We start from the raw sequence: 26,633 nt of genomic DNA, 5'->3' as shown, positions 1-26,633 counted from the left end.
TATGAACGTGTATCTTCATTGCCTCTCGCATACCCCGCTGGTGGGCTACGTTGACCCGGAACAGGCGGTGCTGGACGAAGTGAACGGCACCATCGCCGACGCGCGGGCGCGCATTGCCGCCTTCGACCCAGAGCTGGTGGTGCTGTTTGCCCCCGATCACTACAACGGCTTTTTCTACGATGTGATGCCGCCGTTTTGTTTAGGCATCGGGGCGACCTCTATCGGCGACTTCAGCAGCGCCAGCGGCGTTTTGCCGGTGCCGACGGCGCTGGCGGAGGCCTGCGCCCACGCGGTGATCAAGGACGGTATCGATCTGGCGGTTTCCTACTGCATGCAGGTGGACCACGGCTTTGCGCAGCCGCTGGAGTTCCTGCTCGGCGGGCTCGACAGGCTGCCGGTTCTGCCGGTGTTTATCAACGGCGTCGCCTCGCCGCTGCCGGGCTTTCAGCGCACCCGCATGCTGGGCGAAGCCATCGGCCGCTTTCTGACCACCCTCAATAAGCGGGTATTAATTCTCGGCTCCGGCGGCCTGTCGCATCAGCCGCCGGTACCGGAGCTGGCGAAGGCCGATGCCCCTATGCGCGACCGGCTGCTGGGCAGCGGCAGGCAGCTGCCGCCGGACGAGCGTGAACTGCGCCAGCAGCGGGTGATTAGCGCGGCGAAACGGTTTATCGAGGACCAGCACTCGCTCTATCCGCTCAACCCTGTCTGGGATAACCGCTTTATGAGCCTGCTGGAGCAGGGGCGGCTGACGGAGCTGGACGCCATCAGTAACGAAGAGCTGTCGGCGATGGCCGGGAAATCAACGCACGAAATTAAAACCTGGGTGGCCGCTTTTGCCGCGCTATCCGCATTTGGCCGCTGGCGCTGCGAAGGCCGCTATTACCGACCAATCCCCGAGTGGATTGCCGGGTTTGGCTCGCTGAGCGCCGCCGCGCAGAACTGAATTAACGGGAGAAGATGATGAGCTACCAACCGCAAACCGAAGCCGCCACCAGCCGTTTCCTCAACGTTGAGGAGAACGGAGAGACATTACGCATCCATTTTAACGACTGCGGGCAGGGGGATGAAACCGTGGTCCTGCTGCACGGTTCAGGTCCTGGCGCCACCGGCTGGGCCAACTTTAGCCGCAATATAGACCCGCTGGTGGAGGCGGGCTACCGGGTCATTTTGCTGGACTGCCCCGGCTGGGGAAAAAGCGATTCAATCGTCAATAGCGGCTCGCGTTCCGACCTGAATGCCCGGGTGCTGAAAAGCGTCGTCGACCAGCTGGATATCAGCAAAGTACATCTGCTGGGCAACTCGATGGGCGGCCACAGCGCGGTGGCTTTCACCCTGACCTGGCCGGAGCGCGTCGGCAAACTGGTGCTGATGGGCGGCGGAACCGGCGGCATGAGCCTGTTTACGCCGATGCCGACGGAAGGCATCAAGCTGCTGAACGGCCTGTACCGTGAGCCGACCATCGAAAACCTGAAAAAGATGATGAACATCTTTGTCTTCGATACCCGCGATTTGACCGACGCGCTGTTTGCAGCGCGCCTCAACAATATGCTGTCGCGCCGGGAGCATCTGGATAACTTCGTCAAAAGCCTGGAAGCCAACCCGAAGCAGTTCCCGGATTTTAGCCCGCGTCTCGGCGAAATCCGCGCGCAGACCCTGATCGTCTGGGGGCGTAACGATCGCTTTGTACCGATGGACGCCGGGCTGCGCCTGCTGGCGGGCATTAACGGTTCCGAGCTGCATATCTATCGCGACTGCGGCCACTGGGCCCAGTGGGAGCACGCGGAGAGCTTTAACCAGCTGGTGCTCGATTTTCTGGCGCGTCCCTGAGGAATCCTGATGACAACTTTATCTCTTGAACAACTGGCGCAGCGGCTGCGCGATGCCGAAACGCGCGGCCAGGCCATTGAACCGCTGCGCGATACGCTCGGCGTTGACAACGCGGAAGCGGCCTACGCCATCCAGCGGATGAACGTGCAGCACCACGTGGCAAACGGCCGCCGGGTGGTGGGGCGCAAGGTGGGACTGACCCACCCGAAAGTGCAGCAACAGCTGGGCGTTGACCAGCCGGACTTCGGCACCCTGTTTGCCGATATGTGCTACGGCGATAACGCCGAGGTCCCGTTCTCCCGGGTGCTGCAGCCGAAGGTGGAGGCCGAAATCGCCCTGCTGCTGAAGCGGGATCTGCCGCATGCCGATACCACCTTTGATGAGCTGTACGCCGCCATCGACTGGGTACTGCCGGCGCTGGAAGTGGTCGGCAGCCGTATTCGCGACTGGTCGATTGGCTTCGTCGATACGGTCGCCGATAACGCCTCCTGCGGCGTTTACGTGCTGGGCAGCCCGGCGCGGCGCCCGGACGGGCTGGACCTGAAAAACTGCGCGATGCGCATGACCCGTAACGAGGAAGAGGTCTCCAGCGGGCGGGGCAGCGAATGTCTCGGTCATCCGCTGAACGCGGCGGTGTGGCTGGCGCGCAAAATGGCCAGCCTCGGCGAGCCGCTGCGGGCGGGCGATATCGTGCTCACCGGGGCATTAGGCCCGATGGTGGCGATTAACGCCGGCGATCGCTTTGCCGCCCATATCGACGGTTTAGGTTCAGTGGCGGCGACCTTTTTCGCCAAAGAGGAAGAGAGTGATGAGTAAACGTAAAGTCGCCATTATCGGCTCCGGTAATATCGGCACCGATTTAATGATCAAAATTCTGCGCCACGGGCAGCATCTGGAGATGGCGGTAATGGTCGGCATCGACCCGGAATCCGACGGCCTGGCCCGCGCCCGGCGCATGGGCGTCGCCACCACGCACCAGGGGGTGGGCGGCCTGATGCAGATGGCCGAATTCGCCGATATCGATTTTGTTTTTGATGCCACCAGCGCCGGGGCGCATGTGAAAAACGACGCCGCGCTGCGCGAAGCTAAACCGGGGATCCGGGTGATCGACCTGACCCCGGCGGCCATCGGCCCGTACTGTGTGCCGGTGGTCAACCTCGAGGCCAACCTTGCGGAGGGTAACGTCAATATGGTCACCTGCGGCGGCCAGGCGACGATCCCGATGGTGGCGGCGGTCTCCCGGGTGGCAAAAGTGCACTATGCGGAGATCATCGCCTCGATTGCCAGCAAATCCGTCGGGCCGGGGACGCGCGCCAATATAGATGAGTTCACCGAGACCACCTCGCAGGCCATCGAGAAAGTCGGCGGGGCGGCGAAAGGCAAAGCGATTATCGTGCTGAACCCGGCGGAACCGCCGCTGATGATGCGCGATACCGTTTATGTTCTGAGCGAAGCGGCATCACAGCAGGACATTGCCGCTTCGATCGCCGAGATGGCGGCGGCGGTGCAGGCTTATGTGCCGGGGTATCGCCTGAAGCAGCAGGTGCAGTTTGAGGTGATCCCGGAAGATAAACCGGTAAACCTGCCGGGCGTCGGCCGCTTCTCCGGCCTGAAAACGGCGGTTTACCTTGAGGTCGAAGGGGCGGCGCACTATCTGCCAGCCTACGCGGGCAACCTCGATATTATGACGTCGGCGGCGCTGGCGACGGCGGAGAAAATGGCCCAGGCGATGAACGACGCGGCGGGAGAAGCAGCATGAACGGTAAAAAACTCTATATCTCGGACGTGACCCTACGCGACGGAATGCACGCGATTCGCCATCAGTACTCGCTCGACAATGTGCGCCAGATTGCCCGCGCGCTGGACAGCGCGGGCGTTGATTCGATAGAAGTGGCCCACGGCGACGGGCTGCAGGGCTCCAGCTTTAACTACGGCTTCGGCGCGCACAGCGACCTGGAGTGGATTGAAGCGGCGGCGGAGTCGGTCAGCCAGGCGAAAATCGCCACCTTATTGTTGCCCGGCATTGGCACGCTGCACGATCTGAAAAACGCCTATCAGGCCGGGGCGCGGGTGGTGCGGGTGGCGACCCACTGCACCGAGGCAGATGTCTCGGCGCAGCATATCGCCTTCGCCCGCGAGCTGGGCATGGACACCGTCGGCTTTCTGATGATGAGCCATATGACCGCCCCGGAGCAGCTGGCGCAGCAGGCGCTGAAGATGGAGTCCTACGGCGCGACCTGTATCTACGTGGTCGATTCCGGGGGGGCGATGAATATGCGCGATATCCGCGATCGCTTTCGCGCCCTCAAGGCGGTGCTGAAGCCGGAAACCGCCACCGGGATGCACGCGCACCATAATCTGAGCCTCGGCGTCGCCAACTCGATCGCCGCGGTGGAAGAGGGCTGCGACCGTATCGACGCCAGCCTGGCGGGAATGGGGGCCGGGGCGGGCAACGCGCCGCTGGAGGTGTTTATCGCCGCCGCCGACAAGCTCGGCTGGAATCACGGTACCGATCTGTATGCGCTGATGAACGCCGCCGATGAGCTGGTGCGCCCGCTGCAGGATCGCCCGGTGCGGGTTGACCGCGAAACCCTGGCGCTGGGCTACGCCGGGGTTTACTCCAGCTTTCTGCGCCACAGCGAAGCGGCCGCCGGGCGCTACGGCCTGAGCGCGGTGGATATTCTCGTCGAACTCGGCAAGCGGCGGATGGTGGGCGGTCAGGAAGATATGATCGTCGACGTCGCGCTGGATCTGCTTAAGCGTAAAAAATAAAAGCAACGCGCGGCTGGCAACGTATCAGCCGCCATGCACCTGCTCCGCTTGTCCGGATATCGCAAAGGAACCCTATGACCCAAACAACGACTGCAAGCAATTCGCGCCTGATGGTAACCGTCGGGCTCTGTTTTATGGTGGCCCTGATGGAAGGGCTGGATCTGCAGGCGGCGGGGATTGCCGCCGTGGGCATGGCGCAGGCGTTCGCGCTGGATAAAATGCAGATGGGCTGGATTTTCAGCGCCGGGATCCTCGGCCTGCTGCCCGGCGCGCTGGCGGGCGGCATGCTGGCGGATCGCTACGGCCGCAAGCGTATTCTGCTGGGCTCGGTGCTGCTCTTCGGCCTGTTCTCGATCGCCACCGCGCTGGCGTGGAACTATCCGACGCTGCTGCTGGCGCGACTGCTGACCGGCGTCGGGCTGGGCGCGGCGCTGCCGAATCTGATTGCGCTCACCTCCGAGGCCGCTGGTCCACGCTTTCGCGGCAGGGCGGTCAGCCTGATGTACTGCGGCGTGCCCATTGGCGCGGCGCTGGCGGCGGCGCTGGGCTTTTTCGGCCTCGCCGCCGCCTGGCAAACGGTATTCTGGGTCGGCGGTATCGTTCCGCTGCTGCTGGTGCCGTTGCTGCTGCGCTGGCTGCCTGAATCGCCGGTTTTTCAGCGCAGCGCGCAGGGTGTGCCGCTACGCGCGCTTCTCGCGCCGGGCAACGCTACCGCCACGCTGCTGCTGTGGCTGTGCTACTTCTTCACGCTGCTGGTGGTCTATATGCTGATCAACTGGCTGCCGATGCTGTTGGTCGGCCAGGGATTCAGCGCCAGCGAGGCGGCGGGGGTGATGTTTGTCCTGCAGTTTGGTGCCGCCTGCGGCACGCTGCTGCTGGGGGCGCTGATGGATAAGCTCAGCCCGCTATGGATGTCGCTGCTGATCTACAGCGGTATGCTGGCGTCGCTGCTGGCGCTGGGCACCGCGACCTCCCTCGCCGCGATGCTCTTTTCCGGCTTCGTCGCCGGGCTGTTTGCCACCGGCGGGCAGAGCGTGCTTTACGCGCTGGCTCCGCTGTTCTATCGCACCGAAATTCGCGCCACCGGCGTGGGGACGGCGGTGGCGATCGGTCGTCTCGGCGCGATGAGCGGCCCGCTGCTGGCGGGCAAAATGCTGGCGTTGGGCACCGGCACGGTTGGCGTGATGGCAGCTTCCGCGCCCGGCATTTTGCTGGCAGGCGTGGCGGTGTTCTGGCTGATGAACCGCCAAAAGCGCGCCGCGCTGGCCTGAGCATTTTCGTTTATTCCCGGGGGCGGCGCGGTAAACCCGCGCCTTGCCCGGGCTACCGGCCCGCAGAAGCTTGTTGCTTGTAGCCCGGCTACGCGTAGCGCGAGCCGGGGAGCCGCCTTGCGCATCTCTCCACTTTGGCATACGTTAAATCATCATCCACTGATTCTTCCGGGCATCATGTCTTTTACCTCCCGTTTATTAAGCGATATCCCCGGCATCCGCTACGCCTTCCTCGACGTGCATGAAACCGCCGCCTTTCCCTATAGCGAAATGGCGCCGGTTAAACTGGTTCACGGCAATATCGTGCATGAGTATCGCGCGCCGCAGGTGGAGCGACCCCACGCCGATGCGATGTTTACCGCCGTCAGCGGGCAGAAGGTGGGCGTGGTGACCGCCGACTGCCTGCCGCTGCTGATGGCGTCGCGCGACGGGCGCTATATCTGCAGCGTCCACGCAGGCTGGCGCGGCGCGGCCAGCGGGATTATCGAAAATAGCCTTGCGCTGTTTCAGCGTTATCACGTCGATCCGCAAGATATGGTGGTGGTGAGCGGGCCGCATATTCATGCCTGCTGCTATGAAGTCACCGGCGACTTCTACCCGGCGCTGCTGGCGATGCCCGCCGGCGAACTGGCGAAACGCCATCGGCAACAGCTTTTCCTGCCCCAGCAGGCGGCGTCCGTGGGACAACAGGCGAAAGCGAGCGGTGACGACAATTTTTGGTTCGATCTGCGGGCCTTTGCGCGTCTCCTGCTGCGCGGGGCGGGCGTGCCAGATGAAAATATGGAGTGGCTGGGGAGCTGTACCTACTGTACGCCCCAACTGCTGGGGTCGTTTCGCCGGCGTACGCATTTTCCGGCGCCGAAGTCATTTCAGTATTCATGGATCATGCGCGAGCCTGATGAGACGAAATGATGTTTGATGATGTGTAACATCGGCGGTCGTTGGCTATCAGACCTCCCGGAAACCACCAGCGATAACAAAGCCGATAGCTCCGCCTACTGGGCGCCGTCGCTGAAGCTGCCGGCTGGACTGGCGAAACCTACTATCAGACAAGCAAAGTGGAACAGCATCCGCTGCAAGCGTTCCCGGCGGGTCTCAAACTACGTGCGGGCGACCATCGCGGTTCGGTCTCCCGCTAACGGAATACGGTTTTTGCGCCAACGGCAAAGGTAATGGACGGCGACAAGCGTCAAGAGCGCTGGGGCATTATTGATACCGCCCCGGAAACCTGGCGGTCAGCGATAACGCCGCAACTTGCCCGGGCTAGCGGATCGTAGATGGCGGTGGGCTTGTAGCCCGGGTAGGCGCTTTGCGCCGCCCCCGGGAGTGAGGGTATTTCCCGGTGGCGATGCTGCGTACCTGCCCAGGCGACCGGATCGCAGATGTCGGTGGACCCGTAGCCCCGCTAAGCGCAGCGCGAGCGGGGGAATTTACAACACCGTAAACCCGTGCGTGCCATCGCGCTTGAGCTGTTCAACCAGGCCGAACTCCCAGTCGAGGTAGGCCTGCATTGCCGCGGGGGAGTTATCGGTGCCTTCATACGGGCGTTGATAGCGATCGCTGCGCGGCGTCGCCAGATGCGTCTCGCCGTGCTCCAGCGCCAGCCCGGCGTCAATCCACGCCAGGGTGCCGCCGCTCAGCAGCCGCACCGGTTTACCGGTTAACGCCGCCACCTCAGGCGCCGCGTAGCGGGCCAGCAGGCTGCTGCCGCAGGTGACAACGTAACGTTCGGCGGAAGGGATAACCTCCAGCGCCTGGCGCAGCTGCGAACGTATCAGCCAGTAAGCGCCGGGAATGTGCCGGGCGACATAGTTGGCGCTGGTGGTGAAATCCAGCACTACGGTCCCCGGTTCTCGCAGCTGTTGCGCCAGCTGCGGCGCAGAGATCTCCTCCACCTGCGAACCCGGCGGTACGCGGCCCGCTGGGGTTCCGCGCTCGCTAAAATCTTCCGCGCGCGCATCGCGCAAGACCGCCACCTCCCAGCCCATCTGCGCCAGCCAGGACGCCGTTATCGGCGCGCGAATCTCGTCATCGGCAACCAGCACAATACGCGCCCCGCGCACGCTGGCGAAATGGTCGGTCTCCTGCACCAGCTGCCCGCCGGGCGCGCTGACGCTCTGTGGCAGATGGCCCGCGGCGTACTCTTCCGGACTCCGGACGTCGAACAGATAGGTGGTGCGTGCGGGCTGCCGCAGCCAGCGCTGGAGGGTGGGGCTACCGATAAAGGCGACTCCGGCGCGCTCCGCTACCTGTCTCACCGTCGCCGCGCGTTCGGCTGGGGCGCGAAAATCGGCGTCGTAGCGCCGCTGCTGGCCGCGCTCAAGGTCAAACCCGGCTAAGGTCCAGCCGATGGTGCCATTGCGTAGCGCATAGACCGGATTGGGCAAACCGGCATTGCGCAGCGACTGCGTACCGATAATGCTGCGCGTGCGCCCGGCGCAGTTGACGATCACCGTCGCCTGCGATGATGGAACCAGCCCCTCAATGCGCAGCGCCAACTCCCCGCCGGGCACGCTGATGCTGCCGGGAATATTCATGGTTTGATACTCATCGAAACGGCGCGCATCGACCACCACCACCTCCTGTGAGCTATCGAGCAGCGCTTTCACTTCCCCGGCGCTCAGCGAAGGGGTATGCCGCTCGCTCTCCACCAGCTCGCCGAACGCTTTGCTCGGCGAATTGACGTCCTGAAACAGTTCCCCGCCGCTGCGCTGCCAGCCCGACAGGCCGCCTTCCAGCAGGGCGACATCTTCGTAGCCCCAGCTCTGCAGGCGTTCAACGGCCCGCTCCGCCAGGCCTTCGCCGCCGTCATAGACGGTAATCGGCGTCGTCAGGCGCGGTACGCGCCGAAAAATGTCCAGCTCCAGCTTGCTGAGCGGCAGATTGGCGGCAAACAGCGGATGGCTGCGGGCAAAGTCGGCCTCTTCGCGAACATCGATCAGCGCCAGCTCCGCGCCGTCAAGCAGCGCCTGGCGCAGCTGCGCGGCCGGACGATAAGAACAGGTGGGCATATTAATTATCCTTTGAGAGATCCCAGATATTGGGTAAGTGGCGGTTGGAGTAACCGGAGACAAAAGGTTTGACGAGGCCTTCCGGGGTATAAACCGCGCGCCTGACGCCGCCGATATTGCCGCCGTAAACGTGGATACTGATCGAGACCCGGTCCGCCAGGGCGTTGCTCACCCGGTGAATATCGCCGTCGCGGGAAGAGACTTTTTCCACTTCGCCGGGGGAGAGGCGTTCGGCAACGCCGCTAACCACCGGCAGGCCGCGCTCGTCCAGGCGGTAGCGCTGATTCTCCTCCGCGCCGCGCAGCATGCCGATGGCGCCCCACACCCGATGGTCGTGAATCGGCGTCGATTGCCCCGGTCCCCAGACGAAGCTGACGATGGAGAAACGCTGTCCGGAGTCAACATGCAGCAGGTACTGCTGATAGTGATGGGGATGCGGCAGGGTGTACTCTTCCGGCAGCCAGTCATCTTTTTTCACCAGCGCGGCCAGGCGCAGAGCTACGGCGTCGAGCAGGGCCGTCTCGTCGGCAAACTCGCGATGCAGGGCATCAAGGTCTTGAATAAACTGGCGTAATTTTTCCATTCGCGGTGCGGTCATGGTCGCTTCCTGTTGTCGGGACTGGTCTTTACGCTAGCAAAGGCGTTAATATAATTAAAATGCAATTTCCGCATATATTAATATGCAAAAATCACATTAAGGACGCTATGCGCATTGACGACATCGACGCACTGCTGGCCACCGTGCAGTTTTCCTCGCTTAACCAGGCCGCGGAATATCTTGGTATTACCCAATCGGCGATTACCCGTCGTCTGCAGCGTCTGGAACACACCCTCGACGTGACGCTGCTGGAGCGTCAGACCCGGCCGCTCACCCTGACCGCCGCCGGGCACCGGGTTTACGAGCAGTGTTTGAGCATCAAGCGGGAGACCAAAAAGCTGTACGGCCTGCTCGACCCCGAAGCGGAGCCGCACGGTATTCTGCGTCTCGGCGTGCCGCAGAGCGTGGCGGAAATAGCCCTGCAGCCGGCGCTGACCGCGCTGCGCCAGCAGTTTCCCGCCCTCCAACCTCAGGTAACCTGCGGCTGGAGCGGTCTGCTGCAAAAGCGCCTCGAGAGCGTCGAGCTGGACGGGGTGCTGGCGATGGGGCCTGAGCAGCAACGCTTTGCCGAAGGCTACGGCGGACGGCTGCTGTGCCCGCTGGATATCGTGGTGATAGCGGCAAAAAGCTGGCGCCTGCACGCCGGGGCGCTGCGCGACTGCGCGGAAAAAGGCTGGGTGCTCAATCCCGACGGCTGCGGCCTGCGGGCGGGGCTGATCCGCGAGCTGCAGTCCCAGGGGCTGCGCTTAGCGCTGAATGTCGAGACCGCGGGCGCCCAGCTGCAAATCAGCCTCGTGGCGCAGGGGCTGGGGCTTGGCCTGGTGCCGCGCGCCGCGCTGGCCGCCAGCCCGTGGCGCGATGACGTCGCCGTGCTGACCCTCGCTGACTTCCAGCCCGCGGTGCATCTGTGGTTGGTTCACGCGCAGAATCTGGCTAATCTGAGCCAGCCGCTGACTTTTTTCGCCGGCAAAGTCGTTCAGCAGCTAAACGTATCTGACTGAAACCTAAATACAATTTTTATTAATGCTTATCTCGCATATTAAGATATGACAAAAATGCATTTTGTTCATTAAGAGCCCGTGTATAGGGTAATGAAAACGCGCCGCCGCGGCGGTCCACTCATTATCCTGCTACAAGGAGTTCTGCATGAGCATTCAGTTTCTCGGCATGATCGGCCACCGCCTGTCGTCGGAAACCATCGCCCCGGTCGGCCCGATTTTTGACCGTGATTACATCGTGCGTTTCGCGCAAACCCACGAGGCTGCCGGGTTTGACCGCCTGCTGGTGGGCCACTGGTCCGATCAACCCGACGGCTTTCTGGTGACCGCGCTGGCGGGGCTGTCGACGCAACATATCGGCTTCCTGCTGGCTCATCGTCCCGGTTTTGTCTCGCCGACCCTCGCCGCGCGTAAGTTCGCCACCCTTGAACATCTGCTGGGCGGCCGCCTGGCGGTACATATCATCAGCGGCGGCAATGACGCCGAGCAGCGCCGCGACGGCGATTATCTCGATCACGACCAGCGCTACGCGCGAACCGATGCCTTCCTTGAGACCGTCCGCAAGGTGTGGACCGCCGAACAGCCGGTGGATATCGCCAACGATTTTTATCAGGCTGAACAGGCGTGGTCGGCGATTCGCCCGCTGCAAAAGCCGCATATTCCCCTCTACTTCGGCGGTTCCTCGGAAGCGGCCATCGCCGTGGCCGGTAAACATGCCAACGTTTTCGCCCTGTGGGGGGAGTCGCTGGCGCAAACCGCGGAAACCATCCAGCGCGTGCGGGCCGAGGCGGCGAAACATCAGCGTGAAATCGGCTTTAGCGTCTCGTTCCGGCCGATTATCGCCGCCAGCGAAGCCGAGGCCTGGGAGAAAGCCGAGCATATCCTGCACGTCGCCACCGAGCGGGCGGCGCAGAGCGGGGGCGGTTTCAAAGCCAAGCCCGACAGCGTCGGGGCGCAGCGTCTGCGGGCCACGGCGGCGCAGGGCAAGGTGGTGGATAAACGCCTGTGGACCGGGATCGCGCAGCTGGTGGGCGGCGGCCATAACTCCACCGCGCTGGTGGGCACCCCGGAACAGGTCGCCGACGCGCTGCTCGACTACTACGACCTCGGCGTGCGCAACTTCCTGATCCGTGGGTTCGATCCGCTCAACGATGCTCAGGAGTACGGTAAGGCCCTGCTGCCGATAACCCGCGAAAAAGCCGCCCTGCGCGCCGTCGCGGAGCGCGCATCGTGACCGGGCAAGCCACCGATGACTGGACGCGGCGGCTGACGGAGATCCGCCAGCTGATGGCGGAGCAGGCGGCCAGCCTTGACGCCAGCGGCGACTTTCCCCGCCACAATATCGCGCATCTGCGCCAGCGCGGCTTTTTGTGCCTCGCCGTGCCGCAGCAGTACGGCGGAGCGGGGGCCGGTTTAGCCGAACTTCAGCAGGCGGTCGCCGCCATCGCCTGGGGCGAACCGGCGACCGCACTCATTGTTTGCATGCAGTATCTGCATCATCTGCGACTGGTGGAAAACGTTGGCTGGGCCGAGCCGCTGCGTCAGCGGGTTTTTCACGATGCCGTCGAGCGGGGCGGGCTGATCAACAGCCTGCGGGTGGAGCCGGAGCTCGGCTCACCGGCGCGCGGCGGCCTGCCGCAAACCGTGGCGACCCGCCGCACCGGGGGCTGGCAAATTAACGGTCACAAAATCTATACCACCGGCATTGAGGGGCTGAGCTGGCTGGCCGTCTGGGGACGCAGCGACGACGCTCGTCCACTGGTCGGCACCTGGCTGGTTCCAGCCGACAGCGAGGGCGTCTGCGTGGTGAAAAGCTGGGATCACGCCGGAATGCGGGCAACCGGCAGCCACGAAGTGGTGCTCAACAATGTGCGGGTGGCCGATGAGTACGCGGTGGACGTGTGGGCGGCCGATGCGCCTCCCGCGCCGGACGCCGAGCAGTTTCGTCTGTTTGCCAATCGCCATACGGCGCTGCTGGCGGCGATCTACGACAGCGTGGCGCGCGCGGCCCGCGACTGGCTGGTGACGTGGCTGGGTACGCGTATTCCGGGCAGCCTTGGGCAACCGCTTTCCAGCCTGCCGCGGGTGCAGGAAAAAGTTGGCCAGATGGACGGATGGCTGCTGGTCAACCGCAGCCTGCTGGAAAAGGCCGCGCAGCTGGGCTTTTCCGCCATTGAGGCCAATCTGGCGAAAGTCACCATTACCGATAACGCCATTCAGGCGGTAAACCTGGCGCTGGAGCTGACCGGCAACCATGGCCTGAGCCGGCAAAATCCTCTGGAACGCCACTATCGCAACGTCCTGTGCGGGCGGGTACATACCCCGCAGAACGACAGCGCGTGGCTGGCGGCAGGCAAATACGCTTTTCAAAAATAAGGATAATTCATATGCGCAAACTTCATTTTACCCGTGTAGCCGGGGCGCTGATGCTGCTGGCGCTGAGCGGCTATACGGCGGCCCAGGAGCAAATCACCCTGCGAATCGCCGATCAAAAGGGCGGCATGCGCTCGCAGCTGGAAGCCGCCAACGCCCTGCGGGATCTCCCCTACGAGATTAAATGGGCCGAGTTTCCGGCCGCCGCGCCGCTGGCGGAAGCGCTTAACGCCGGGGCGGTGGATGCGGGGATTATCGGCGATGCGCCGCTACTGTTCGCGCTGGCTAACGGCGCGCCGGTCAAAGCCATCGCCGTCGATAAAAGCAACCCGGCCGGCACCGCGGTGCTGGTCTCGCCCGACAGCGCATTGAAGAGCGCCGCGGATTTAAAAGGCAAACGCATCGCTACCGGTAAAGGATCGATTGGCCACTTTGTGGCGCTGAAAGCGCTGGAGCAGGCGGGAATTTCGCCGAAAGAGGTGCAGTGGGTGTTTCTCGGCCCGGTGGACGCCAAAGTGGCGCTGCTCAACGGTTCGGTGGACGCCTGGGCGACCTGGGAGCCCTATACCACGCAGCTGGTGAAGACCGCGGAAGGAAAGATTCTGGTCAGCGGTAAAGGGCTACTGCCGGGCAACACCTTCCTGGCGGCAACCGATGATGCCCTGAAAGACCCGCAAAAACGCGCGGCGCTGCAGGATTACCTTACCCGCCTGGCCGGCGCCGAACGCTGGGCCTACGCCAACCTTGATAGCTACGGTAAAACGCTGGGGGAGATTATTCGTTTCCCGGCGGATATCGCCCGCGCGCAGTTTGCCAATCGCCAGTCGCAGTGGCAGCCTCTGGACGCGCAGACGGTCGCTCAGCAGCAGTCGACGGCGAATTTTTACCTCGCCAACGGACTCATCCGCGCAAAGCTGGACGTGACGCCGACCTTTGATAACGGCTTTAGCGTGCCCGCCGCCCAGGCCCATGCGGAGGTGGCGCCATGATGAAAGCCGCTTTTTCCCGACGTCGTTTCTTACGCTTGACCGGCGGTCTCGCGCTGGCGGGAGCATCCCTGCCGCTTTGGGCTCACGATATGGCGGCCATGGCGAGCGGGGAAGAACACCCGGCGCTGCGCCTGGCGCAGCCGTATAAAATCAAGCTGGCGATCAACAAAAGCGCGGTGTGCCTGGCGCCGGTTGCCGTCGCCGAGCAGCAGAAGATCTTCAGTAAATACAATCTCGACGTGGAGTTCGTTAACTTCGGCAACTCGACGGACGTGCTGCTGGAGGCGATTGCCACCGGCAAGGCCGACGCCGGCGTCGGGATGGCGCTGCGCTGGCTGAAGGCGCTGGAGCAGGGTTTCGACGTGAAGCTCACCGCCGGAACCCACGGCGGCTGCCTGAACCTGCTGACGGCGAAAAACTCGCCGTTCGGCGGACTGGAGAGCCTGAAAGGGCAAACCATCGGCGTCACCGATATGGCCGGGCCAGATAAAAACTTCTTCGCCATCTTGCTCAAGCGCCACGGCATCGACCCGATCAGCGATGTGCAGTGGAAAGTCTATCCGGCGGATCTGCTCAGCGTGGCGCTGGATAAACGCGAAATCGCCGCCATCAGCGGCAGCGAGCCCTTTAGCTATCGCCTGCTGGCAACCGGCAAGTATCAGCTTATCGCCAGCAATATGACCGGCGATTACGCCAACCTGAGTTGCTGCGTACTGGGCGTCAGCGGTAGCCTGGCACGCGATCATAAACCGGCCGCCGCCGCGCTCACTCAGGCGATTCTTGAGGCGCACAGCTATGCCGCCGCGCACCCGGAAAGCGTGGCGCAATCCTTCCTCGCCCATGCGCTGAATACCAATGAGGCGGAGGTCAGCGGCATTCTCCACGGCCAGGGGCACGGCCATCACGCGGTGGGCGAGGCGTTTGTCAAAGAGCTGACCCAGTACGCCGTGGATCTTCAGCGGGTGCAGGTCATTAAGCCGGGCACCGATCCCCATCAGTTTGCGGAGAGCATTTATGTCAACGTTTTCGCCTGAACGGGCGCTGGCGCGTACGACAAGCGGCAGGCCGCTGTGGACGGAAGGCCTGCTTGCCGCCGCGCTATGGCTGCTGGGGGGCCTGTTTACGCTGGCCTGGCCCGATGCCGGGCGGCGCTGGCCGTTTAGCGAAGGGTGGGCGCTGGCGCAGTTCACCCTCGGCGGCGGGCTCTTGCTGCTGGCGCTGAGCTACCGCTACTGGCGGCAGCGCGGGGCTCGCCTGCAGCATGCCGGAAAGTGGCTGGCGCTGCTGCCGGTACTCTTTGCGCTGTGGGAGGGGCTGACGGCAAAGACGGCCTTTCTGCCGGTGCCGTTTTTCGCACCGCCGCAGGCGCTGATTGAGGTACTGCACGATGACTGGCCGCGCCTGCTCGATAGCCTTCTGCATTCGCTGGGGCTGCTCGGGCTCGGGGTGCTTCTGGGCACCAGCTGCGGCTTTATCAGCGGGCTGGCGATCGGCTGGTCCCAGCGGATCGGCTACTGGGTGCATCCGGTGTTGCGTCTGCTGGGGCCGGTGCCGTCCACCGCGCTGCTGCCGCTGTGCCTGTTTATTTTCCCTTCCAGCTTCGGCGCCAGCGTGTTCCTGATCGCGCTCAGCACCTGGTTCCCGGTGACCGTGCTGACCTGGTCCGGAGTGATCGGCATCGATAAGGCATGGTATGACGTCGCGCGGACCCTGGGCGCCAGCCAGCGCTTCCTGATCCTGCGCGTGGCGATCCCCGCCGCGCTGCCGAACGTCTTTGTCGGCCTGTTTATGGGGCTGGGCGCATCGTTTTCGGTGCTGATCGTCGCCGAAATGGTCGGGGTGAAATCGGGTATTGGCTTTTATCTGCAGTGGGCGCAGGGCTGGGCCGCCTACCCCAATATGTACGCGGCGCTGCTGGTGATGGCGCTGCTCTGCTCCGGCCTGATTAGCGGACTGTTTATGGTCCGCGACCGGCTGCTGAGCTGGCAGCGGGGAGGCATGCAATGGTAACCGCGAACGCAAGACCTCAGGCGGTTTCGGCCGGAGCGGCGGTGTCGATAAGCCACCTGCATCATGCTTTTAGCCTTGGCAAACAGATGGTGCCGGTGCTGGAGAATATTAGCCTGCAGCTGCGGCCCGGAGAGAGCGTCGCGCTGCTCGGCCCCTCGGGATGCGGTAAATCCACACTGCTGCGGCTGCTGGCGGGACTGGAGCCGCAGCAGGCCGGACAAATTCAGATTGATGAGGCGGCGATGGGCGGACCGGGGCCCGAACGGATACTGGTGTTTCAGGATCCGACCCTTTATCCGTGGCTGACGGTGCGGCAAAACGTGCTGCTGGGGCCGCAGGCGCAGGGGAAAAAGGGGCTTGAGCCCAAGGCCGACGCGCTGATTTCACGCATCGGGCTGCAGGGGTTTAGCGAGGCGTGGCCGCGCCAGCTCTCCGGCGGCATGGCGCAGCGTGCGGCGCTGGCGCGCGCGCTGCTGAACGAACCGCGCCTGCTGCTGCTCGATGAGCCGCTGGGCAAGCTGGATTCGCTTACCCGCATCAGCATGCAGCGGGAGCTGATCGCCCTGTGGCAGCAGCAGGGCTATACCAGCCTGCTGGTCACCCACGATATTGAAGAGGCGCTGCTGCTCTGCGAGCGGGTGCTGGTCATGTCGCCGCGTCCGGGGCGGATTATCGCCGAATTTGCGCTTCCGCTGGCGTTTCCCCGCCATCGCGACAATCCGCTGCTGGTGCAGCATCGGCAGGATATTTTGCGCATTCTGGGACAGGAAGAGGATTGGTAAAGCATCGCGCTAACCGGGGGCTGCTGGACGGCCTGCGTTTGACGGAGCGCCGGGATATTCCCGGGGGCGGCGCGGTAGGGCCGCGCCTTGCCCGGGCTACAGGGAGCGCGCTGATTCTTGCCCGGATGACAAGGAGTGAGGGGGCTGTAGCCCGGATAAGGCGCAGCGCGCCGCGATCCGGGACAGGGATAAGGCTTAAAAATCCATCTTCAGCGTAAACTGCACTTCCCGCGGGTCGCCGATCTGGTTACCGAGGTTGTTGGTGCCGATGGAGGAGGTGTAATAGGTCTTATCAAACAGATTCTTCACGTTAACCTGTAGCGTCACCGGATATTGCAGCTTCATCTTATAGGCCGCAAACACATCCGCCACCGCATAGCCCTGCAGATAATAATCCGCGCCGTTGGTACCGGAACGTTTGCTTACCGCGCGACCGCCGCCGCCCACCGTCAGGGTATTGCTGTCGTAGACGTTATGAATGTCGTAGCTCAGGAACAGAGAGCCGGTGTGTTTCGGCACGTTCGGCAGCGGTTTGCCCTTGTAATCCGGATCGTCGGTGACTTTCGCATCGGTATAGCCGTAGCTGGCGATGACGCTCAGGTTATCGGTCAACGATCCGGCCACGTCCACTTCGACGCCGCGGGAGCGCACCTTACCGGCGGTTTTCGCTACGGTTTCATCGCCCACCGATTCGGTATAGAGGACGTTGCGCTTATCAATATCAAACAGCGCGATATTGGCGGTAACGCCGTTGAAGAGCTCGAACTTCGCGCCCAGCTCGTAAGAGGTTGACTCTTCCGGCGGCAGATTGCCGATATAGCTGGCGATGGAGGACTGCGGCATAAACGACTGCGCCACGTTACCAAACAGCGAGACGGACGGCGTCAGCTTATACACCAGGCCCGCTTTCGGCGTCCATTTCTGGTCGCTGCTGTCGGTATTGACGTTAAACGGGCGGCCTTTCCCGGCGTACTGGGTGTAATACTGATAGCGCACCCCGGCAATGGCGATCCACTTATCGCTAAGATAGAGCGCGTCCTGGACGTAGCCCGCATAGCTCTCCTGCTGAGTACGCTGATCGCTATCGGATGCCGAAACGCTGGAGCATTTGTCGAGCGTACCGTAGACCGGGTTATAGATATTAAATCCCTTGATGTTCTTACAGCGGATCATATCGGTACGCAGCAGATCGTAGTTCTCGTAAGCCAGGCCGGTGAGGATCTCATTGTAGAAGCCGCCAATGACCACGTTACCCTGTAAATCCGCCCGCGTAGCGTGCATTTTCTGGGTTGAACCGTGGGTGGCGTCGACGCGGCGGGTCAGGTTGCCGGTCGCCGAATCGTAGGCCATTACCCGGGCCTGATCGTCGTTGTAATGATCCTGGCTGTAGCTGTAGTCGAAGCGGGCGGTCCAGGCGTCGCTGAGCCGGTATTCGGCATTCAGCTGCGCGAGGTCGGAATAACCGTCGGTAATATTAAACGGTTCATCAAAACGCGTTTTGCGATCGACATTCACCGCATGACCGGTGTTCAGATCGAAGATGGTGCCGCGATCGAATGGGGTACTGTAGTTACGGTGCGAATAGGAGACGTTCACCGTTGCCCGCTCGCCGAACCAGGTCAGGGAAGGGTTGATAAAGCTGTTCTTCTGTTTGCCGAAATTACGCCAGTAATCTTCATGCTGATATTCGCCAATCACCCGATACGCCAGCGGCGTCCCGTCGATGGGGCCGGTGACGTCGAACTGCCCGCTACCGCCGCCAAAGCTGGTGGAGGTGGCGGAGACGGAGCCGCCGAAGCTGCGCTCCGGGCGTTTGGTGACGACGTTGATTAATCCGCCGGGGTCGAGAATGCCGTACAGCGTTGAGGCCGGGCCTTTGAGCACTTCAACGCGTTCGGTGGCAGCGGTAAAGCTGCGCGGCAGCACGGTGCGCAGGCCGTTGGTCATGATCGAGCCGTCGCGGTTGGCGCCGAAGCCGCGGCGGCTAAAGGCGTCCTGGGTTCCGCCGAGGGTATTGGTTTGTACCACGTTGGCGACGTTATACAGCGCTTCGTCGAGGTTCGTCGCATGCTGATCCTCGAGCACCTGCTCGCTGACGGTGTTGACCACCTGCGGAATATCCAGCATCGGCATGGTGGTCAGCGTGGCGGTCGAGGTATTGACCGGCTGATAACCGTTGGTAGCGCTCTGCCGTGAACCGTCGGCGACGACCGTCATCGTTTCGTCAGTCGTTTTTTTTGTCTGAGTGGCGCTATTTTCCGCGGCCACTAATCCCGGTGAGGTAAAAAAAATCAGTGAAAAAAGCGCACGCCCTTTTAATGCCGAAAAAGGGACATTTAATGGAATCATTTTTGTGTCTCGTGAACGAACCTCGCCTTTGCGCAGAGGTAAAGCCAATAAAATCATTGCCCTGAAAAAGAAAGCTATCTGTTATTAACGCCAGAAGGCGTGCAGATATGTAATTGAGAATCATTCAATCACGAAGGAATGTAGTAGTAAACGTTATGTAAGATAAAAAAGTGCTGGCGTAAACAATCACGCAATCAGCGCTGAATAAGTAGAGTGGATATAAATTAATTTTTTGTTTTTATTGGTTATTAATTCATTTTCTGGAGGTGCGGTTGTCGGTAGTAGACCGCCGTTATCGATGCGGTCTCGGGGTATTGACTACTACATTCATCCGCCGCATGATCAAAAGAGAATGAGATTTATTTTTGTTTGAGTGCGGAACGAGCGGGCCTGGCGCCACGCCGTTGCGGCGCGGGAGCGAGTTATGCCACAGCGGGTGTTGCCTGCAGAGCAGGGGATCGTCCTCGATTCCCTGTCGGCCGGATATGGCCAGACGCTAATTGTCGATAATATTCATCTGACCATCCCCCACGGGAAAATGACGGTACTGGCCGGCGCCAACGGCTCGGGGAAATCGACGCTGCTGTCGACCATCGCCCGGATGCTCAAGCCGCTGGGCGGCTGCGTACGTCTGGACGGCGAGGTGATTCATCAGATGCCGACCCGTGAGGTCTCCCGGCGGCTGGGGATTCTGCCGCAATCGCCGCTAACGCCGGAAGGGTTGACGGTGTTTGAACTGGTTTCCCGCGGGCGCTACCCCTGGCAGGGTCTGATGCGTCAATGGTCCGAGGCCGATGAACGGGCGGTCGAAGAGGCGCTAATGCTCACCGGCACCGCCGAATTTGCCCATCTAGCGGTTGATAGCCTCTCCGGCGGCCAGCGTCAGCGCTGCTGGATCGCGATGGCCCTCGCTCAGCAAACGGCGACAATTCTGCTGGATGAACCCACTACCTGGCTCGATCTGCGCTATCAGGTCGACATTCTCGAACTGCTGCAAACCTTAACCCGCGATCACGGCCGCACGGTGGTCACCGTCCTGCACGACCTGAACTTCGCGGTGAACTACGCCGACCTGCTGGTGTTTCTTAAAAAAGGGCAGATCGCCGGGGTGATTAATGAACAGGAGATCTGTACGCCGGAACTGATCAAAACTGTTTTTGACGTGGACGTGCAGATGTCGCTCAACCCGCAGACCGGCAAGCCCTTTTTTATGCCGTTCCGCGCCCGTGAGGAGAAGGCGTTATGAGCGCCTCCGCGCTACTGCTGCCGCGCCGACAATCCCGGCCCCGGCTGGCGCTGGTACTGCTGAGTTTACTGCTGCTGGGCGGCTCGCTGGTACATCTCGGGCTCGGCGCGCGCTGGATTGCGCCGCAAACGGTGCTTCAGGCGCTGTTTCACTACGATCCGCGCAACTTTGACCACCGCATTATCGTTGATTTACGCCTGGTACGTCTCGCGGCGGCGCTGCTCACCGGCGCGGCGCTCGGCGTGGCGGGGCTGCTGCTGCAAACCGTGATCCGCAATCCGCTGGGCGAGCCGCATATTCTCGGCCTTAACGCTGGCGCTTCGCTGGCGGTGGTGGCGACGTCGGCGCTCGGAATCAGCCTCGGCGGCTTGGCGTTAGCCAGACCGCTCACCGCCGCCTGCGGCGCGGCGCTGCTGTTTGGCGGCGTGATGCTGCTGTCGTCATCCGGGCGCGGTGGCGTGACGCCGCTACGCATTACCCTCTGTGGGGTAGCGCTGTCGGCGTTTGCCTCGGCGGTCACGGCGGCGATTCTGATCCTCGATGAACAAACGCTACTGGCGATGCGTACCTGGCTGGCGGGCGATCTTGCCGGACTGAACTGGCAAACGCTGCGCGCGGCGCTGCTCCCGGCGCTGGCGGGAGTGACGGTCGCGCTGGCCATCGCGCCGCGTCTGAACGTGCTGGCGCTGGGCGATAAAGTCGCGCTGGGGCTGGGGGTGAAGATTGTTCAGACCCGCCTGCTGGGGCTGGCCGCCATTGCGCTATTGTGCGGCTCCGCGGTGGCGGTGGCCGGGCCGATCGGCTTTGTCGGGCTGGTGGTCCCCCACGCGGTGCGTCGGCTGATTAGCGAAGATATTCGCCTGGCGCTGCCGCTGGCCGCCCCGGTTGGCGCCCTGGTGCTGCTGCTGGCGGATATCGCCGCGCGTACCCTGGTCGCGCCCCAGGAGCTGGCAACCGGCGCGATGACCGCGCTGGTGGGGGCGCCGGTATTTATTTTTATCGCCGCGAGGTTTTTTAAATGAAAAGCGCCGCCCGTCGCGCCGGTTTTCAGCCGCTTGCCTGCGGCGGCCGGCATTTTTTGCTGCGGCCCGCGGCGTTAAAAATCGCAGCCGGCATGCTGCTCGTTATTCTGCTGCTGGCGCTGTTTGGCCTGACCCGCGGCAGTTTCCCGATGCCTTCCGGTACCCTGTTTCGCGCGCTGCTGGGCGTGGAAAACGTCGCCGAACAGCCGCGTTTTATCCTGTTTGATATCCGTCTGCCGAGGCTGTTGATGGCGCTGCTGTGCGGGGCGATGCTCGGCCTCGCCGGCGCGGCGATGCAGAGCATTACCCGCAACGGTCTGGCGGACCCCGGGCTTATCGGAGTGAAGGAGGGGGCCAGTATTGTGGTTCTGGCGCTGGTGCTGTTCTTTCCGGCAGTGGGCGTCATCTGGCGGCCGCTGGCGGGGATGCTCGGCGGCGTGCTGGTGGCGCTGCTGGTTCTGGCGCTGGCCCGCGACTGTTCGCGCCCGCGCTTTATTCTCATCGGCATCGGCGTCTCCTGGACGCTGGCGGCGGCGGTCGGCATTTTTATGACCACCGCCGACGTGCGCGATGTACAGACGGCGATGATCTGGCTGGCGGGCAGCCTGCACGCGGCGACCTGGCCGCTGTTGGCCGTCGCTTTCTGCTGGGCGCTACCCGGGGCGATGATCCTTTTTTTGACCGCCGGGGCCGCCGATGCGGCGCTGCTCGGCGACCGCACGGCCATCGGCCTCGGGGTACGTCTGCAGCAGCTCACCCTGCTGCGCTTTTTCGCGCCGGTGCTGCTCACCTCCGCCAGCGTCTCCTGCGTCGGTAGCCTTGGCTTCGTTGGCCTGATGGCGCCGCATATGGCGCGTTTTCTGCTGCGCGGCGGCCAGGTGGCGCTGCTCTGCGGCAGCGCGTTGATCGGCGCGCTGCTGGTGTTAGCCACCGATACCATTGGCCGGCTGGCGTTCGCGCCGCTGCAGATCCCTGCGGGGATCGTGATTGCTCTGGTCGGCTGTCCGTTTTTTATCGTTCTGCTCTGGCGTCGCCGTGACGCCCTGTAAATCAAAAAGGATCGCTATGCGTTGGTTCGTTTCTCTGCTGGTGCTGCTGGCGGGCGTCGCCTCGGCCGCCGATACGCAAACCTTCACCGACGACTTAGGTCGCACGGTGACCGTTCCGCTGCACCCGCAGCGCATTGTGTCGATGCACGACCTGGATATCACCATTCCCCTGATTGAGCTTGGCGTCCCGCCGGTCGCCAGCCACGGGAGGACCCGTCCGGACGGCAGCCACTTTTTACGCTCCAGCGCACAGCTGACCGGGATTGATTTCGATAACAGTGCGATTCAGTTTATCGGCACGGCGGATATCGACCTCGAAGCGGTGGCCGCCGCGAAACCGGACCTGATTATTACCGAACCGAGCCGCCACGTCTCGGTGGAGCAGCTGGAGAAGATTGCGCCAACGGTCAGCATCGACCATTTGCAGGGCAGCGCGCCGCGCATTTACCGCAAGCTGGCGCAGCTCACCGGTACCCAGCCGCGGCTCTTAATCCTCGAACGCCGCTATCAGGCGCAGATAGCCCAGCTAAAGGCGATGGTGGATACGCAAAACATCGTTGTCTCGGTGATTCAGGCCAACAACGGCAAGGTGACCGTGCATCACTCCTATCATGCGCTGGGCCGCGTGCTGCGCGATGCCGGATTCCGCTTCCCGCCGCTGATTGACAACATCCCCGAGGGCCAGCGCATTGACGTCAGCGCCGAGCAGCTACCGGAGCTGGATGCCGATTTTGTGTTTGCCACCTGGCGCTCCGATACCGGCGGTAAGCCGCAGGATGAGCTGCGGGCGATGGAGGGCGTGATGCCTGGCTGGTGCGACTTTATGCGCGCCTGCCGTACCGGGCGCTATATTCTGCTGCCGCGCGAGGAGGTTATCTCTAACTCCTACGCCGCGCTGTCGCTGATGGTCACCCAGGTGCAGTCGCACATCGCCGGGCGTCCTCTACCCGAGGGGCTGAAATGAAAATGGCGGTTAAGAGAGAGAAGGGGCGGGTTGACCTGTTCGGCGAACGTTTTCGCGCCCGCGCGCATCAGCTTTCGCCGCGTCTGCTGGCGGTGGCGAGCTATATCAACGATAACCGGGAAGCGGTGCTGGAGCGCACGGCCATGGAAATCGCGAGCGCGACCAACACCTCGGACGCCACGGTGGTACGCGCCATCCAGGCGCTCGGCTTCGCCGGACTGCGGGAACTAAAGCAGACCATGGAACGCTGGTTTGGCCCATCGGCGACCTCGTCGGAAAAGATGATTTCAACGGTGAGCGCGCTCTCCAGCGATGTCCATTCGAGCATTGATTTTGTCCTTGAGGGGCATCAGCGGGCCTGCGAAGTGCTGTCGCGACCTGACAACCGCGCGGCGGTGGCTCAGGCTGTGGCGCTGCTGACCGGCGCGCGCCAGGTGGGCATTTTCGGGATCGGCGCCTCGGGCATACTGGCGGAATATACCGCCAGGCTACTGAGCCGCATCGGCCTGCCTTCGTACGTGATGAACCGCACCGGCTTTAGCCTCGCCGAGCAGCTGATCGGCCTGCAGCGCGGCGATGTGCTGATTATGATGGGGCAAAAGTCGCCGCACCGGGAGGGGATGACTACCCTGCGCGAGGCCCGGCGCCTGGGGATCCCGACGATCTTGCTGACTCAGGCGCTGGACTCCCGCTTTAGCCAGCAGGCGCAGGTGGTGATTGAGGTGCCGCGCGGCGGCGATAACGGGCGGGTGCCGCTGCACGGGACGGTGCTGGTATGCCTGGAGATGATCGTGCTGTCGGTGGCCTCCACCGCGCCGCAGAAGACGGTGAAATCGATGAAGCGGATCAATGAATTGCATCGGGCCATCGGGAAATCCGGCGGTAAACGAAGCTAAACGGCAGATAATTTACTCTCGGCAAGGTTTCCGGTTGCATGCCATGCTGACTCTGTGTATTTTTATGCAAAATTAATGCATAAAACGGAGTTGTCATGGTTAAGAACTGGATGAAAGCATGCTGCCTGGTCGCGGCGATGATCGGCACCGCCCACGCGGCTCAGCAAACATACGTGGTGGGCTCCGGCGGCACCTATCGCCCGTTTGAGTTTGAGAACAGCCAGAAACAGCTGGAAGGTTTTGATATCGATATCATTAAAGCGATCGCCAAAGCGGAAGGCTTTGATATCAAACTGGTCAATACGCCGTGGGAAGGGATCTTCGCCACCCTGAGCACCGGCGATCGCGACATTATTATCTCCGGGATCACCATCACCGATAAGCGTAAGCAGATGGTGGATTTCTCCGCCCCTTATTTCCCGGCCGAGCAGTCCATCGTCGTGCCGGCGGATTCAAAAGTCACCTCCCTTGAGGCGCTGAAAAGTGAGAAAGTCGGGGTGGTGAACTCCAGCACCGGCGATATCGTGGTCTCCGACGTGCTGGGCAAGAACAGCACCTCGATCAAGCGTTTTGATAATACCCCGCTGATGCTGCAGGAGCTGTTTGAAGACGGCGTCAGCGCGGCGGTTGGCGACGTCGGCGTGGTGAAATACTACATCAAGCAGCACCCGGAGAAGCAGTTCAAGCTGGTGCCGGATGCCAAATTTGAGCGCCAGTATTTCGGTATCGCGGTGGCGAAAGGCAACAGCGAGCTGCAGGCGAAAATCAACGCCGGTTTACAGAAAATCATCGCTGACGGCACCTACGCCAAAATCTATAAAACCTGGTTCGACGACAACGTCCCGACGCTGCCAGCGCAATAATTCGCATATTTGTTTTCATCACGGCTATCGACTCTGGCGATAGCCGTATTTTTTAGGGAAGGGTTATGACGGGATTCCGTTGGGAGATCATTGAGGAGTACGGTCCGCTGTTTATGGACGGTGCCCTGATGACCATTAAATGTACCATTATCTGCGTGATCCTTGGCACCCTGTGGGGGCTGACTCTCGGGCTGGGGCGGATGGCGAAAGCTGAGCACGGGGTATGGAAATACGTTCTGCGTTATCTGGTGCAGTTTCCGGTGCGTTTTTACGTCAGCGCGTTTCGCGGCACGCCGCTGTTCGTGCAAATTATGGTGGTGCACTTCGCGCTGGTGCCGCTGTTTATCAACCCGCGCGACGGTCTGCTGGTGACCAGCGGCATGATGAGCGCCGATTTCGCCCGCGAGCTGCGCTCGAACTATGGCGCGTTTCTCTCCTGTATCGTGGCGATTACGCTGAACGCCGGGGCCTACGTCTCCGAAATATTCCGCGCCGGGATCCAGTCGATCGATAAGGGGCAGATGGAAGCCTCCCGGGCGCTGGGAATGCCGTGGTGGAAAACCATGCGTCAGGTGATTTTGCCGCAGGCGTTTCGCCGCATTCTGCCGCCGCTGGGCAACAACGCCATCGCCATCGTCAAGGACTCCTCGCTGGCGTCGGCCATCGGTCTGGCGGACCTGGCCTACGCCGCGCGCACCGTTTCCGGCGCCTACGCCACCTACTGGGAACCCTACCTGACCATCTCCCTGGTTTACTGGGTCATTACTTTCCTGCTGGCGCAGCTGGTTAACCGTCTGGAAAAGAGGTTTGGCAAAAGTGATTCACATTAACAATCTGCACAAGCGCTTCGGCGATAGCCACGTTCTGCGCGGCATCAGCTGCGATATCAAACCGCAGGAAGTGGTCTGTATTATCGGCCCGTCCGGCTCCGGGAAAAGCACCTTCCTGCGCTGCATGAACGCGCTGGAAACCGTCAGCGAAGGCGAGGTGGAGGTGAACGGCTTTGCCGCCCACGATCGCGCGACCGATCTGAATAAGATGCGGGAAAGCGTCGGCATGGTGTTTCAGCGTTTTAATCTGTTCCCGCACAAAACGGTGCTGGAAAACCTGATTATGGCCCCGATGAACCTGCGCGGCATGGCGCGCGCGGAGGCGGTGCGTCTGGCGGAAGAGCTGCTGGCGAAGGTCGGGCTGAGCGACAAGCGCGACGCCTGGCCCTCCAGCCTCTCCGGAGGGCAGCAGCAGCGGGTGGCCATCGCCCGCGCGCTGGCGATGAAGCCGTCGATTATGCTGTTCGATGAGCCCACCTCGGCGCTCGATCCTGAGCTGGTGGGCGACGTGCTGGAGGTGATGAAAAACCTCGCCAGCGAAGGGATGACCATGGTTATCGTGACCCACGAAATGGGCTTTGCCCGCGAAGTGGCCGACCGGGTTATCTTTATCGACCAGGGCATCATTCAGGAAGAGGGAAAACCGGCGCAGATCTTTAGCGCGCCGACTAACCCGCGCACCGCCGCGTTTTTAAGTAAAGTGCTGTAATCGATAACGACCCCGGCGCGCGGCTGCGCCGCCGGGGAGAAGATCTTGCGCGGGCGATGAGGGCGCTTTCG

At 62.4% G+C, this 26,633-nt stretch carries 23 protein-coding genes and 3 pseudogenes; 23 read left to right on the top strand and 3 right to left on the bottom strand.

Going from position 1 to position 26,633, the window contains the following annotated elements; translation table 11 throughout:
* Position 1: 1 nt before the first annotated feature.
* The 8 genes and pseudogenes from mhpB to KOSB73_RS30685 all read left to right on the top strand — a co-directional run.
* Positions 2 to 946 carry a 2,3-dihydroxyphenylpropionate/2,3-dihydroxicinnamic acid 1,2-dioxygenase gene (gene mhpB / locus KOSB73_RS18390; protein ID WP_098140779.1) on the top strand — a complete coding sequence of 315 codons (945 nt, stop codon included), beginning with the start codon at positions 2 to 4 and terminating at the stop codon, positions 944 to 946.
* Between the two features lie 17 nt (positions 947 to 963).
* A complete protein-coding gene (gene mhpC, locus KOSB73_RS18385) occupies positions 964 to 1,830 on the top strand; it encodes a 2-hydroxy-6-oxonona-2,4-dienedioate hydrolase (RefSeq protein WP_024357907.1) in 867 nt (288 codons plus the stop codon).
* Positions 1,831 to 1,839: 9 nt separating this feature from the next.
* On the top strand, positions 1,840 to 2,646 hold the full coding sequence (mhpD, locus tag KOSB73_RS18380) for a 2-keto-4-pentenoate hydratase (protein ID WP_098140778.1): 807 nt from the start codon (positions 1,840 to 1,842) through the stop codon (positions 2,644 to 2,646).
* Positions 2,639 to 3,589 (top strand): acetaldehyde dehydrogenase, encoded by a 951-nt coding sequence (gene mhpF / locus KOSB73_RS18375; protein WP_098140777.1) that lies wholly within the window; start codon positions 2,639 to 2,641, stop codon positions 3,587 to 3,589. The genes mhpD and mhpF overlap by 8 nt, the downstream gene beginning before the upstream one ends.
* Positions 3,586 to 4,602: a 4-hydroxy-2-oxovalerate aldolase gene (gene mhpE, locus KOSB73_RS18370; RefSeq protein WP_024357910.1), complete on the top strand. Its 1,017-nt coding sequence runs from the start codon at positions 3,586 to 3,588 to the stop codon at positions 4,600 to 4,602. The genes mhpF and mhpE overlap by 4 nt, the downstream gene beginning before the upstream one ends.
* A gap of 74 nt (positions 4,603 to 4,676) precedes the next feature.
* On the top strand, positions 4,677 to 5,873 hold the full coding sequence (gene mhpT, locus KOSB73_RS18365; protein ID WP_004132387.1) for a 3-(3-hydroxy-phenyl)propionate transporter MhpT: 1,197 nt from the start codon (positions 4,677 to 4,679) through the stop codon (positions 5,871 to 5,873).
* Positions 5,874 to 6,050: 177 nt separating this feature from the next.
* A complete protein-coding gene (locus KOSB73_RS18360; protein WP_098140776.1) occupies positions 6,051 to 6,785 on the top strand; it encodes a purine nucleoside phosphorylase YfiH/LACC1 family protein in 735 nt (244 codons plus the stop codon).
* Positions 6,786 to 6,791: 6 nt separating this feature from the next.
* A pseudogene (locus KOSB73_RS30685) lies at positions 6,792 to 7,044 on the top strand (hypothetical protein); the annotation flags it as partial.
* Between the two features lie 259 nt (positions 7,045 to 7,303).
* On the opposite strand, the gene KOSB73_RS18350 reads toward KOSB73_RS30685, so the two are convergent.
* On the bottom strand, positions 7,304 to 8,884 hold the full coding sequence (locus KOSB73_RS18350; RefSeq protein ID WP_098140775.1) for a rhodanese homology domain-containing protein: 1,581 nt from the start codon (positions 8,882 to 8,884) through the stop codon (positions 7,304 to 7,306).
* 1 nt (position 8,885) lies between these two features.
* Positions 8,886 to 9,482: a cysteine dioxygenase family protein gene (locus KOSB73_RS18345; RefSeq protein ID WP_098140774.1), complete on the bottom strand. Its 597-nt coding sequence runs from the start codon at positions 9,480 to 9,482 to the stop codon at positions 8,886 to 8,888.
* A gap of 107 nt (positions 9,483 to 9,589) precedes the next feature.
* Here KOSB73_RS18345 and KOSB73_RS18340 point away from each other — a divergent pair, with 107 nt between their 5' ends.
* The 7 genes and pseudogenes from KOSB73_RS18340 (at position 9,590) to KOSB73_RS18310 (ending at position 16,634) form a co-directional block, all read left to right on the top strand.
* Positions 9,590 to 10,483 carry a LysR family transcriptional regulator gene (locus tag KOSB73_RS18340; RefSeq protein WP_004139949.1) on the top strand — a complete coding sequence of 298 codons (894 nt, stop codon included), beginning with the start codon at positions 9,590 to 9,592 and terminating at the stop codon, positions 10,481 to 10,483.
* A gap of 145 nt (positions 10,484 to 10,628) precedes the next feature.
* A pseudogene (locus KOSB73_RS18335) lies at positions 10,629 to 11,733 on the top strand (LLM class flavin-dependent oxidoreductase).
* A 34-nt stretch (positions 11,734 to 11,767) separates the two neighbouring features.
* On the top strand, positions 11,768 to 12,856 hold the full coding sequence (locus KOSB73_RS18330; protein ID WP_049088745.1) for an acyl-CoA dehydrogenase family protein: 1,089 nt from the start codon (positions 11,768 to 11,770) through the stop codon (positions 12,854 to 12,856).
* Positions 12,857 to 12,867: 11 nt separating this feature from the next.
* Positions 12,868 to 13,842, top strand: coding sequence for an ABC transporter substrate-binding protein (locus KOSB73_RS18325; protein ID WP_064342819.1), 975 nt, complete (start codon positions 12,868 to 12,870; stop codon positions 13,840 to 13,842).
* Positions 13,839 to 14,876, top strand: coding sequence for an ABC transporter substrate-binding protein (locus KOSB73_RS18320; protein WP_004119236.1), 1,038 nt, complete (start codon positions 13,839 to 13,841; stop codon positions 14,874 to 14,876). Before KOSB73_RS18325 ends, KOSB73_RS18320 begins: the two co-directional genes overlap by 4 nt.
* Positions 14,857 to 15,852 (top strand): ABC transporter permease, encoded by a 996-nt coding sequence (locus KOSB73_RS18315; RefSeq protein ID WP_024357917.1) that lies wholly within the window; start codon positions 14,857 to 14,859, stop codon positions 15,850 to 15,852. Before KOSB73_RS18320 ends, KOSB73_RS18315 begins: the two co-directional genes overlap by 20 nt.
* A complete protein-coding gene (locus tag KOSB73_RS18310; RefSeq protein WP_049088723.1) occupies positions 15,846 to 16,634 on the top strand; it encodes an ABC transporter ATP-binding protein in 789 nt (262 codons plus the stop codon). Before KOSB73_RS18315 ends, KOSB73_RS18310 begins: the two co-directional genes overlap by 7 nt.
* Before the next feature lie 195 nt (positions 16,635 to 16,829).
* Here KOSB73_RS18310 and KOSB73_RS18305 read toward each other — a convergent pair whose 3' ends face one another.
* Complete coding sequence (locus tag KOSB73_RS18305) at positions 16,830 to 18,851, bottom strand: TonB-dependent siderophore receptor (RefSeq protein WP_165775016.1); 2,022 nt, start codon at positions 18,849 to 18,851, stop codon at positions 16,830 to 16,832.
* Between the two features lie 556 nt (positions 18,852 to 19,407).
* Here KOSB73_RS18305 and KOSB73_RS18300 point away from each other — a divergent pair.
* The 8 genes and pseudogenes from KOSB73_RS18300 (at position 19,408) to KOSB73_RS18265 (ending at position 26,562) form a co-directional block, all read left to right on the top strand.
* Positions 19,408 to 20,229 (top strand): ABC transporter ATP-binding protein, encoded by an 822-nt coding sequence (locus KOSB73_RS18300; protein WP_049088721.1) that lies wholly within the window; start codon positions 19,408 to 19,410, stop codon positions 20,227 to 20,229.
* Entirely contained in the window at positions 20,226 to 21,251 is a 1,026-nt protein-coding gene (locus tag KOSB73_RS18295; RefSeq protein WP_064411018.1) for a FecCD family ABC transporter permease, read from the top strand. The genes KOSB73_RS18300 and KOSB73_RS18295 overlap by 4 nt, the downstream gene beginning before the upstream one ends.
* Complete coding sequence (locus tag KOSB73_RS18290; RefSeq protein WP_098140773.1) at positions 21,248 to 22,300, top strand: FecCD family ABC transporter permease; 1,053 nt, start codon at positions 21,248 to 21,250, stop codon at positions 22,298 to 22,300. Before KOSB73_RS18295 ends, KOSB73_RS18290 begins: the two co-directional genes overlap by 4 nt.
* Positions 22,291 to 23,264 (top strand): annotated as a pseudogene (locus tag KOSB73_RS18285) (ABC transporter substrate-binding protein); the annotation flags it as partial. The gene KOSB73_RS18290 and the pseudogene KOSB73_RS18285, both read left to right, overlap by 10 nt.
* Positions 23,261 to 24,160, top strand: a complete 900-nt coding sequence (locus tag KOSB73_RS18280) for a MurR/RpiR family transcriptional regulator (protein ID WP_004139584.1) — start codon at positions 23,261 to 23,263, stop codon at positions 24,158 to 24,160. The pseudogene KOSB73_RS18285 and the gene KOSB73_RS18280, both read left to right, overlap by 4 nt.
* Before the next feature lie 95 nt (positions 24,161 to 24,255).
* On the top strand, positions 24,256 to 25,023 hold the full coding sequence (locus tag KOSB73_RS18275) for a basic amino acid ABC transporter substrate-binding protein (RefSeq protein ID WP_004139585.1): 768 nt from the start codon (positions 24,256 to 24,258) through the stop codon (positions 25,021 to 25,023).
* Positions 25,024 to 25,088: 65 nt separating this feature from the next.
* On the top strand, positions 25,089 to 25,853 hold the full coding sequence (locus tag KOSB73_RS18270) for an amino acid ABC transporter permease (RefSeq protein ID WP_004113535.1): 765 nt from the start codon (positions 25,089 to 25,091) through the stop codon (positions 25,851 to 25,853).
* Complete coding sequence (locus tag KOSB73_RS18265; RefSeq protein WP_024357923.1) at positions 25,840 to 26,562, top strand: amino acid ABC transporter ATP-binding protein; 723 nt, start codon at positions 25,840 to 25,842, stop codon at positions 26,560 to 26,562. Before KOSB73_RS18270 ends, KOSB73_RS18265 begins: the two co-directional genes overlap by 14 nt.
* Positions 26,563 to 26,633 lie beyond the last annotated feature (71 nt).

It is taken from the genome of Klebsiella grimontii, from assembly GCF_900200035.1.
Classification (GTDB): Bacteria; Pseudomonadota; Gammaproteobacteria; order Enterobacterales; family Enterobacteriaceae; genus Klebsiella; species Klebsiella grimontii.
This window is presented reverse-complemented; position numbering and strand designations above follow the sequence as displayed.